General features: G+C 44.9%; 9 protein-coding genes. 1 reads left to right on the forward strand and 8 read right to left on the reverse strand.

The window, feature by feature from the left end:
- Positions 1 to 194: autotransporter outer membrane beta-barrel domain-containing protein (locus tag NTX75_17505; protein MCX5818014.1), on the forward strand; the 194-nt coding region annotated here is incomplete at its 5' end.
- 267 nt (positions 195 to 461) lie between these two features.
- Here NTX75_17505 and NTX75_17510 read toward each other — a convergent pair.
- The 8 genes from NTX75_17510 to NTX75_17545 all read right to left on the reverse strand — a co-directional run bounded on the left by NTX75_17510 (position 462) and on the right by NTX75_17545 (position 8,062).
- Positions 462 to 1,355, reverse strand: a complete 894-nt coding sequence (locus NTX75_17510; protein ID MCX5818015.1) for an alpha/beta hydrolase — start codon at positions 1,353 to 1,355, stop codon at positions 462 to 464.
- Positions 1,356 to 1,448: 93 nt separating this feature from the next.
- Complete coding sequence (locus NTX75_17515; GenBank protein MCX5818016.1) at positions 1,449 to 2,414, reverse strand: DUF4115 domain-containing protein; 966 nt, start codon at positions 2,412 to 2,414, stop codon at positions 1,449 to 1,451.
- A 100-nt stretch (positions 2,415 to 2,514) separates the two neighbouring features.
- A complete protein-coding gene (locus NTX75_17520; protein MCX5818017.1) occupies positions 2,515 to 3,225 on the reverse strand; it encodes a 2Fe-2S iron-sulfur cluster-binding protein in 711 nt (236 codons plus the stop codon).
- 11 nt (positions 3,226 to 3,236) lie between these two features.
- Entirely contained in the window at positions 3,237 to 5,084 is a 1,848-nt protein-coding gene (locus tag NTX75_17525) for a 4Fe-4S binding protein (GenBank protein ID MCX5818018.1), read from the reverse strand.
- A gap of 7 nt (positions 5,085 to 5,091) precedes the next feature.
- Positions 5,092 to 5,559 carry an NAD(P)H-dependent oxidoreductase subunit E gene (locus NTX75_17530; GenBank protein MCX5818019.1) on the reverse strand — a complete coding sequence of 156 codons (468 nt, stop codon included), beginning with the start codon at positions 5,557 to 5,559 and terminating at the stop codon, positions 5,092 to 5,094.
- Between the two features lie 73 nt (positions 5,560 to 5,632).
- Entirely contained in the window at positions 5,633 to 6,547 is a 915-nt protein-coding gene (gene porB / locus NTX75_17535) for a pyruvate synthase subunit PorB (protein MCX5818020.1), read from the reverse strand.
- 49 nt (positions 6,548 to 6,596) lie between these two features.
- Positions 6,597 to 7,772 carry a pyruvate ferredoxin oxidoreductase gene (gene porA / locus NTX75_17540; GenBank protein MCX5818021.1) on the reverse strand — a complete coding sequence of 392 codons (1,176 nt, stop codon included), beginning with the start codon at positions 7,770 to 7,772 and terminating at the stop codon, positions 6,597 to 6,599.
- Entirely contained in the window at positions 7,769 to 8,062 is a 294-nt protein-coding gene (locus NTX75_17545) for a 4Fe-4S binding protein (GenBank protein MCX5818022.1), read from the reverse strand. Before NTX75_17545 ends, porA begins: the two co-directional genes overlap by 4 nt.
- Positions 8,063 to 8,098 lie beyond the last annotated feature (36 nt).

Consider the following 8,098-nt stretch of genomic DNA (forward strand, 5'->3'; position numbering starts at 1 on the left):
CACGTCTTGCCCAGGGGAGTTCCCCCTTCAGTATCGAGACCATGTCCCCTGACAGGAATTTTATCTCCCTTGGTACAGGCATTACCGCCTTTACCGTGCGTGATATGTCAGTCTACATAAACTATGATGTCCAGATCGGTGAAAACAAATATGTGGCCCAAAGCGTGAATGCAGGGTTGAGGGTGGGGTTCTGACAATTACCCTGTATGCCTTCTTTGGGGTGTCTTAAATTCCGTGATTCGTGATTCATACATTGTTAAGGACCGTAATTCGTTCCCCCCACATAATAATACTAACTATTTGTTTGATTGGTTTCATTGGTCTTATTGGTTAAAACCAATACAACTAATGGGACAAATAGAACCAATTGAACATTGAACAGCTTTTCGCAATCGGCATTCAACAATTCTATAGTCAAAAAAACGACGAGGATTGAGGGCCATCTGCTTTAGCCTTATCCTTCACCGTTCCAGAATGCTGGCCCCCTTTAAAAACTCAACAAGGGAATGGTTGAACTTCTCGGGTTCCTCGTAAAAAGGGAGGTGCCCGCTTTTTTCAAAGGCTATGAATCTTGACCTTGGAATCCGGCTGCTTATGTATTTCCCCATTTCGATACCATTCTTGAAAATATGTGAATCGGCGGCAAAGACTATGGTGGGGATTTTTATGGTTTTTAAAACATCCGAGTAATCCCTCATCACGTAATCGGAATAGATGGCCACTGCAACAGGCGTCGGGGTTTTCAGGTGTTCTTTCATCATCCATTCCACATCCTCTTTCGAAGCAACCCCCGATTTGAACATATTATTGATGAATCTCCCGGCAAAAGTTTTCCTGTCTTCCTGAAAGGCAAGAAGGCTTGCGTTCATCCCGTTGAAGTTGTAATTTCTTAAACTATGGGTATTCCATTCCGCCGGAGAGAATGGCACTGGAGCAGAATCAACGATGCCGAGGGCTTGTACCCTGTCAGAGCCGTACTGTTTCCAGTATTCGAGAACCACAGAGCCTGCAAGCGACCAGCCGATAAGTGCAACATCTTCTAATTCAAGGGTTTCTATCAGTGTCCGCACGTCTTCAGCGTATTGGGGAATTGTATGGCTGTCGAGCGCCTTGCTGGAATTCCCGTGACCCCTCAGATCCATGACGATCACCTGATAGTCTTTAGACAGGGCATCCACCTGCTTTGCCCAGAATTTACCCGACATGGTCCATCCATGAATAAAGACAAGGGGTTTTCCGTTACCTTTAACTTCATAGTAGATGAGTGCACCATCAGTTGAAGGCAATATTTCCGCATAACAGGTAAGGGCCATGAGAAAAATAAAACAAGATAATATAAGGCATTTGGCCTTCACGATGTCCCTCCGGTATTTTATGATATCTTAATTATAGCAGATGAATAAGGGAAGACGAATGGATTTATTTAAGGATAGGAACTATTATGATTTTTACGACAGGGTTATGCTCTTCACCTGGCCTTTTTCGCCGGTAAATCCCGTGTCTTTTCCGTTAAAGAAGATATTTACCCCACCGGCATTTCCCACAAGGAGGTTGAATTTCTCCTTTGCATTGAGCATTACCACTTCTTCCGGCTTGAGCATTAATTCCTTTTTCTCAGTGCCATCAATAATTACGCTAATCCACGTCCTCTCATGGCAGGTAATCATCAATTTTTTCGTATCTGCAATCTGTGGGATATTTTTCTTTTCATCTCCACTGTTTACATCGTTCGCTATGTGTACAGCATTTTCCAATTTTGATGTTACCGCCTTATCTTTGTGCATCGTGTCAAAAACAAAAAAACCTACAATTGCGATAACAATTGCAGTGTAAATAAAAGCTGTTTTTGGTATTTTTGACTTTTCACTGAATATTTCTCGAGGTATATGCAGTTTTTGTTTCTGTTCCTGTTTCTGCTCACGATTCTGGATTTTCTTATCCTGGGGGAGATCAACTGCGGCTTCCTGGTATTTGTCCGTCATATAAGGCTCTATCTCTTCGTTAGCTCCCAATAAAGAAGCATATTTACGAGCATACCCTTTCACGTAGACCTTATGGGGAAGACTATCCCAATTTCCTGATTCGATTGCTTCTATAATTGACTTTCTGAAACACAGGGTTTTTGCAACATCGGCGGTACAAAGACCCTTACCTTCCCTTTTTTGCCGGAGTATTGGTCCAACCTTATCAAGTTCAAATATTTTCAAGGTTTCATCAGCATTTACAACCGGTAATGTTTTTTGTATAATTCCACCCTTTATATCTTTATCATGAGCTGATGCCTGGATTTTTTTTATAACGTTCTTTTCGCTTACGGGTTTTTCGAAAGGTTTTAAGATTATTTCATTTATTCTATTACTATTTTCCATCATTGAAGAAAAGGATTTTCCTAAGGGGTCTTTTCTTTTTGTCATAATCGAACTCCATCTACAAATTGCACGAAATTATTATAATATTTTTAATATCTTTTTTAAACATATTTTATCTGTCAGGTTATGTATTTTTTATACCGGACTACTTACAATTTTGGCATATACGCAACTCGTCAATGGCGACACCTGACTTTTTTGAAATAAATTCCAATTGCTCTACAGGGGCATGGTATCTTCCACAAGCAGGACACCTTGCCAGCTCAAACTTCTTTCTCCAGATTGTCCTAAAACCGTCCCTGTCTTCCATGTAAATGTGCCCCGTCGGACATGCTACGACACATGCACCACAGCCTATGCATACATCTGAAGGCTCATCAAAGGGCGTAGATACTTTTTTCAGAGGCCCTTTCCCGGTCATACCAAGCGCAGCAACACCCACAAGTGTTTCACACGTTTTTACACATGTATTGCAGAGGATGCATTTTCCCTTGTCGTTATCCTTCGTATACCGTACAGTATTTACACCATACTGTTTTGCGAGATACTGTATTACTTCCGAGAAAGGACACCGGGCAAGCAACAATTCAAGGACTGTCATTCTTACAAGCTTCACATCGTCGGATTCGGTAAATACATCGATACTATTTTCCACAGGGTAAAGGCATGAAGTAACGATTCTCTTTCTATTTCCCCGCCGAACCTCTACGACACACAATCTGCACCTGCCGTCGGCTCCGAGGACATCGTGATGGCAGAGAGTCGGTATGGCAAATCCTTCTCTTATTGCGACAGCAAGAACTGTTTCTCCCTTTTCTGCTTTTACCTGTTTTCCGTTTATTTTAAATTCAACCATTGTGCTCTCCCCTATTCTATCGTTACTGCATCAAAATGACACACATCGTAACAATTGCCGCATTTTATGCACGTTGTCTGGTCAATGGTATGAACCTGTTTTTTCTCTCCTGTTATACATCCCACTGGACACTCAGAGGCACACCGCATGCAGCCGGTGCATTTTTCAGGATTAATATGAAGCGTAATAAGGGACTTGCAGACCCCGGCAGGGCATTTCTTTTCTTCTATATGTATCCGGTATTCTTCTTTAAAAAACTTAAGGGTAGAGAGCACAGGATTAGGAGCGCTCTGTCCAAGGCCGCATAGCGAGCCAAGACCGATTGCCCTGGCAAGCTCTTCCAGGTGCTCAATATCGCCTTCACCCCCGTTTCCGCTGCATATACGATCTACAATCTCATACATCCGCCTTACGCCTTCCCGGCAGGGGGTACATTTACCACAGGATTCCTCTACAAGAAACTTGAGAAAATAGCGTGCCACATCAACCATACAACTTCTCTCATCCATAACGATCATTCCGCCCGATCCCATCATGGAGCCAAGTTTTGTGAGAGAATCAAAATCCACAGGCATCTCAAGGTATTCTTCAGGGATGCATCCACCGGATGGCCCGCCTGTCTGAACGGCTTTAAATTTTTTTCCGCCTTGAATGCCACCTCCAAGTCCGAAAATGATCTCTTTTAATGTCATGCCCATGGGAACTTCAACGAGCCCCGTATTATTTACTTTGCCAACAAGGGAAAATACCTTTGTTCCCTTGCTCAGTTCTGTGCCAATAGATGAGAACCATTCCCAGCCTTTATTGATAATCTCGGGAACACTTGCCCAGGTTTCTACGTTATTAAGGTTTGTCGGTTTTTCCCGGAGGCCCTTCTCAACGGTATGAATGTATTTAGCCCTCGGTTCACCGGCTTGTCCTTCTATGGATGTCATAAGCGCTGTGGATTCACCACACACAAAGGCGCCGCCACCTCGAAATATTTCGATATCGAAGTCAAAGCCCGAATGAAAAATATCATTACCGAGGAAGCCATACTCCCGTGCCTGACCTATTGCCTTCGAAAGCCTTTCCACTGCAAGAGGATATTCGTCCCTCACGTAAATATATCCCTGATTGGAGCCTATGGCGTAGGCGCCAATGATCATCCCTTCCAGTATGGCATGAGGATTTCCTTCCATAAGCGATCTATCCATAAATGCCCCGGGGTCTCCTTCGTCACCATTGGCGAGGACATATCGTGGTGACCCCTCTGCGGTTTTACAGGAACGCCATTTTACACCCGTGGGAAAACCACCGCCACCCTTCCCTCTGAGTCCTGATTTGTCAATCCATTCAATAATCTCGTCCCTGTGCATGGAAAGTGCCTTAACAAGAGCCCTGTATCCTCCGTGGACAATATAATCTTCTATAATCTCGGGGTCTATGATTCCGTTAAGGGCAAGAACAAGTCTTGTCTGTCCTGAATAAAAGGGGATATCATGAGTTGACACATATCTTTTTGTCTTATCATCTCCCCTGTAAAGAAGCTTTTCGGCAATCTGGTCATCTTTGATCGTGGCAATGAGCAGTTTAACGTCATCCTCAACATTCCTTTTCCCTACTGTCTGGTAGAGTATCTCATCATTTCCAAAGACAACAATCGGACCACGTTCACAGAGTCCATGGCAACCGGTCTTCTTTACCAATACTTTCTCTGTAAGCCCCTCCGAATCAATGGCGTCTCGTAATCTATTGAAAACCTTCAGGGCACCCGATGATACACAACCAGTGCCGGTACAGATATGAATGATCTTTTGAAAGCCTTCAATCTTATTGTTATATTCAGAGGCAATCCTGTCAAGTTCTACCACTGACATGTTCATATTATTCTCCATTTCTGAATTCATTGATTATGCTTTTTACGCCTCCAGGTGTTGTTTTTCCGAAATCCTGTTCATCCACCCTTACGAGCGGGGCAAGTGCGCAGGCGCCGAGGCAGTTTACCGTTTCAAGCGTAAAGTTGTCATCTCCTGTAGTATCACCTATTTTCACCTGAAGCTCACGTTCGAACGTATCGGCGACATTGGGCCCGCCCCTGAGATGACAGGCAGTACCAAGACATACATGAATCGTATGTTTTCCCCGTGGCTTAAGTGACAGCGTCTTGTAAAACGTTGCGACCTCATAGCCTTTGCTGAATGGTATGTCTAATTGTTCACAAGTGTACTTTATTGCCTCTTTCGGCAGGAACCTGTATATCCTCTGGATATCCTGGAATATTGCAAGGATGTATGATTTGTCACCGTTGTATTTTTGTACAATTGAATTAAGCTTCCCGGTGTCTACTTCCATGAAACCCCCTTTTTATTTCGGATCGTGGATTTCGGATTATGGATTTAATTCCGAATTCCGAACTACGAACTGTTTACTTTAGTTCGCACAAACGCTTAAGCCGTTTCCAGTCTAAATTAACCCTCTCCTGTATTTTTGATATCGTTTTTACCGTGAGGTGTCTGTATCTCCCCTGTCCATTAAAATAATCAACCATATGCCTCAGTGGTTCCGGATTATACGTAAGGCTGTATTTACCATTCACAATCTCATAAAGTGGAAACACCCCTGTCTCAACTGCAAGTCTTCCATACCTGATAGCAAGGTCTGTAGGTATCCTCCACCCCGTAGGGCATACTGAGAGGATATGAATATACGAGGGGCCATTCACCATACGGGCCTTCTTTACCTTGTTTATGAGGTCAAAGGGGTAGGATGGACATGCAGTAGCCACATAGGGGATATTGTGGGCTGCTGCTATTTTAGGCATGTTCTTCTTCCATGTGGATTGTCCTATGCTTTTTTTACCGGCAGGGGTTGTCGTGGTTGCAGCGCCGTAAGGGGTTAATGAGGAACTTTGGATACCGGTGTTCATGTATGCCTCGTTATCCACACAGATGTAGGTGAACTTATGTCCCCTTTCCAGGGCGCCGGAGAGCGCCTGGAGACCAATATCGCCTGTTCCGCCGTCACCTGCGATGGCAACAACGTGGATATCCTTCTTCGGAATCTTGTTTTTTTCCATGAGGATCTTCAGCGCAGATTCCACACCTGATGCAACAGCAGCAGCGTTTTCAAAGGCAACGTGAATCCAGGGAAGCCGCCAATCGGTTGTAGGGAGTGGCGTAGAAATTATCTCCATACAACCGGTAGCCATAACAAGGATTGTGTCTCTGCCAAAACCTTTGAGGGCTAAACGGACAGCCAGTATCTCTGCACATCCCTGACAGGCCCTGTGGCCGGACACTGCAAATTCTTCCGACAGGCCCTGTGGCCGGACACTGCAAATTCTTCCTTTGGAAGTACATTTGCCGCATATACATCTATTTCAGGCAACATCATCCTCTCACCCCTATTACATCATAGTTTTTCTCTTTCACGGGGACAGTATCTTTGGTGTGGGCGACCCCGTTGTATATATCGATGAAAGTTTCAGGGAGGACATCCCTTCCCCCGAGTCCGAGTATGTAGTTTTCTATCTTCACGTCTATGCCGCCGGTGTACATGAGTGTTGCTATCTCATGGAAGAGTGGACCGTTTGCAGCGCCTCCGGGCATGGCACGTTCAACAACGGCAATACGTTTTTTATCCTTTAAGACAGAGAGGAGTTCATCTCCGGGGAATGGCCTGAAGAGCCTCAAACTTACAAAACCTGCCTCTTTGCCCTGCTCTTTCATTTCGTGGATTGCTGTTTTGATGTTTTCTCCTATGGAACCCAGGGCAATGTAGACAAAGTCAGCATTGTCTGTATTGTAGGTCTCTACAGGTTTATAGCGTCTCCCAAAGGTTTTGCTGAAGTCATTCATTACTTCGGTAACCACATCTTTGGAATTAATAAGCGCCATTTCCTGGGCATACTTTGCCTCGGTGTAGAGTTCCGGCATGGCATAAGCACCCATGGTAAGGGGTTTATCCGGGTGTAAGGTATAGAGGGGATTGTATGGGGGCAAGAAGGCATCCACCTCTTCCTGAGAGGGAAATTCAATGGGTTCAATGACATGACTTAAGGAGAAACCATCGAGATTTACCATAATGGGGAGGAGCACCCTTCTGTCCTCTGCAATCTTAAATGCCATAATAGTGGAATCAACGACTTCCTGGCCATTCTCACAGAAGAGCATGATCCATCCGGTATCCCGCGCCGCCATGATGTCAGAATGATCACCCCAGATGGAGAGGGGGGCAGATAATGCACGGTTTACCGCAGCCATGACAATGGGGAATCGCATCCCTGAGGCAATGAAGAGGATTTCGTGCATAAGTTCCATGCCCTGAGAGCTTGTGGAGGTGAAAGTACGTGCACCTGCTGCAGAAGAACCGCAACAGGCAGACATGGCAGAGTGTTCCGACTCGACATTGATATAGACGGCATCAAGCTCACCGTTGGCAACAAGCTCTGCGAGGTGTTCCACTATATGTGTCTGGGGGGTAATGGGATAGGCCGCAATGACCTCAACCCGTGCGAGTTGTGCTGCAATGGATGCGGCTATGGATACTTCGATACCCTTTTTCATCGCTCTTCCTCCACCATATTGATTGCACCTGGTTTACACTCCTTGGCGCAGATGCCACAACCCTTGCAGTAGTTAAGATTGGAGGTGAAGAACCCGTCATCTTTACGAAAGACTGCTGCATCAGGACAGTAGAGCCAGCATAAGCCACACTTTATACACTTGGAATCGGTCCAGACAGGCTTTGAAGAACGCCAGTCACCGGTTAAGTACTCACTGGCATTACCAACCTCCTCGATGACGCATCCCACATTAAGTTCGTGCCATTTGTATTGATCCATTGGTTTTGCCATACAGGGACCCCCTCGGGTATATTTGAAAATATTACA

The organism is Pseudomonadota bacterium (genome assembly GCA_026388315.1).
Classification (GTDB): Bacteria; Desulfobacterota; Syntrophorhabdia; order Syntrophorhabdales; family Syntrophorhabdaceae; genus MWEV01.